Origin of the sequence: Arthrobacter cavernae, from assembly GCF_017368795.1 — a bacterium.
In the GTDB taxonomy this organism is placed as follows: Bacteria; Actinomycetota; Actinomycetes; order Actinomycetales; family Micrococcaceae; genus Arthrobacter; species Arthrobacter cavernae.
The window spans coordinates 1-2,177 of sequence record NZ_JAFNLL010000095.1 but is presented as its reverse complement, the minus strand read 5'-3'; the positions used below and the strand labels follow the sequence as shown (position 1 = coordinate 2,177).

At 68.1% G+C, this 2,177-nt stretch carries 1 protein-coding gene and 1 pseudogene; both read left to right on the top strand.

The genetic code is table 11. The features are described from left to right. Positions 1-651 (top strand): annotated as a pseudogene (locus J1902_RS18930) (hypothetical protein); the annotation flags it as partial. A gap of 3 nt (positions 652-654) precedes the next feature. After that, positions 655-1,428: a hypothetical protein gene (locus J1902_RS18925; protein WP_207617915.1), complete on the top strand. Its 774-nt coding sequence runs from the start codon at positions 655-657 to the stop codon at positions 1,426-1,428. Positions 1,429-2,177 lie beyond the last annotated feature (749 nt).

Below are 2,177 nucleotides of genomic sequence, written 5' to 3'. Positions count from 1 at the left end.
GAGGGTGGGCGTGTTGTGGTGCGGCCGTTGGATACCTTCGCGAAGCGTGTGATCCGGATCCGGGAGACCGTGGAGGATGACCCGGAGATGCCTGTCGCGGTGAAAGCGGGCGTTAGTGCTGCGTTGCGGGCGATCATGATCCAGACGATCGGTGCGTTTGCCTCGCGGGGCAGGGCTTCAACGGTGGTGGCGTGGAACCCGCGGGATGTTCCGGCAGAGTTTCTTTCGGGCATGGAACGTAAGGGCGAGGCTTTTGTGTACAGGGTCTCGGCCCCGGTCTCTGCCCGGCATCGTCCTTTTTACCGGCCGGAGTTGGCGGTGCAGGTCTGGGCGAGGGGCCGGGCGAAGGTCCTTCTTGGCCCGAGTGGGTTGGGCGCGGACACGGCCGGGGCGTTGGCGGTTCCCGGGAACACGCTGCTGGGTATTAATGGCGACGCGATCTATACGACGTTCGTGCCGGGGTGGGCGAAACCGGCCCGGTACGGGGGAGGGGACGACGGGCGGATCGGGCGTCTGCGTCTGCAGGGGGTCTTGGAGAACGTGAAGACGCCGCTGTCGCGGGAGGACCGGGACCGCTTGCGTGTCCGGGCGGTCCGCGCGGGCACGGATGCAGCGTTTTTCGCTTCTGAGTTCCTCACCCCGGAGGATTGATCCATGGCCGTTATTGATCCGGGCTTGATGGGCCCGGGAGAGCTGGTCCTGCATTTGAAGGCCGTGTATGGGTATACGTGGAAGGAGCTCGGTGAGCGGCTGGGCCGTTCGGAAAGGATGTTGCGTAAGGTCGCGACCGGGCAAAGCCGCGGCGAGGCGTACCGGGAGGCGTTGACCGAACTGTTTGAGCGCGGTGAAGTCACGCACATGCCCTCGCGGCGGCGCGGCAGGGACGGGCATCTTGTTCCGGTCCGTGCGAAGGCCGGGGTGGAAACGAAAACGGTGGTCCCTGAAGACACCGGGGGCACGTTCGCACGGCTTTCCCGCCGCGGGTCCTTCCATAGCACGAGCACTGATTTCCCCGGGGGCGGCAGGCAGTACAGTGTCCAGATGCCCAAGACGGCCCGCGCGAAGGGCCGCCTGGCGGGCATTCACGAGCTCCATCGGCGCTTGCTGTCAATTTCCCGTTCCCAGGCCCGGCATGACAAACGCGTGAAGTTGCAGCTCGTGTACCGCACGGATGGGCGAGGCCGCGTCATGGAGATTGGTTCGAAGTCCGGCTACCACGCCTCGGATATCCTCACCGATGTCCGGGACCTGCATGGCGGGGACATGGTCTCCTGGATTGTCTCCCAGAGCCGGGAGCGGTATGAGAACCTGGACCTGAAAAAATCACCGTTGGTGTCGGTGACGATGACGGTGTTCAACGCTATCCGGCCCAAGCCTGTCCGCAAGGCCCAGGACGCCGCGGGAACCCGCAGGCGGCGCAGACGCTGACCCGGATGCCGTGCCGCCAGGGCAGGCGCCCGCCGCCGGAGAGCACCGGGCGCTACCTGGCACCACTGGACACCGGGCAGTGGGGGGAAGGGGGCCGCCGCCGGTTGGGGGCTTCGACGCGGGGCGTAGCCGTTGCCGGCCAGCTGCCCCCCCCTTCTGGGTGGCTCCGGCCGGGTCTGCCAGAGCAGCTCCCCCCGCACCGACCGCTCCCGCGTCAGCACCTTTCCGGCACCGGTTCCGGACACCGCGCCAAGGCGTTGCGGCGAGCGTCCCAGCGCACGGTCAAGAACCGCACGGAGGAGAACCGCACGGGCAGGGAAAGCAGTACTGCAGGTGCCTACCCGGGCACGTGCTGCTGCGGCGAATTCGAGCAGGGCAGCATCCGCAGCGCCCCTTGGTGACCAGCACGTCCCCTCGGCGTCCGTCAAGGGAGCACCACCGGCTCGGGGCCCCCTCTTGCTTCCGGTCACGTGGCACACAACGGGGTCACACCCCGCGATCCGAGCCTCACGAGCGCCGCTTCCAGCCCCGGGCAAGGACTCGGGGAAACAACCACCGAGGGGCGGGCCCGTCCTGACGCAGGACGGCGTGCAGGCCAAGGAACCCTCCCACGCAGTGAGGTGCCCCTGACCGGCCGGGCCCGAAACCACCGCCGTGCGCTCGCCGTGGGGGCCTTTGATGTTTATGCGCAGGTGCGCGGTGCCGCCCGTTCCCGGGGAGTGCAGCAGGGAGCCCCTGGTGGGGGGGGG

Coding starts and splice junctions, on each gene's coding strand:
- J1902_RS18925 (WP_207617915.1), top strand. CDS start 655: ATGGCCGTTATTGATCCGGGCTTGATGGGCCCGGGAGAGCTGGTCCTG.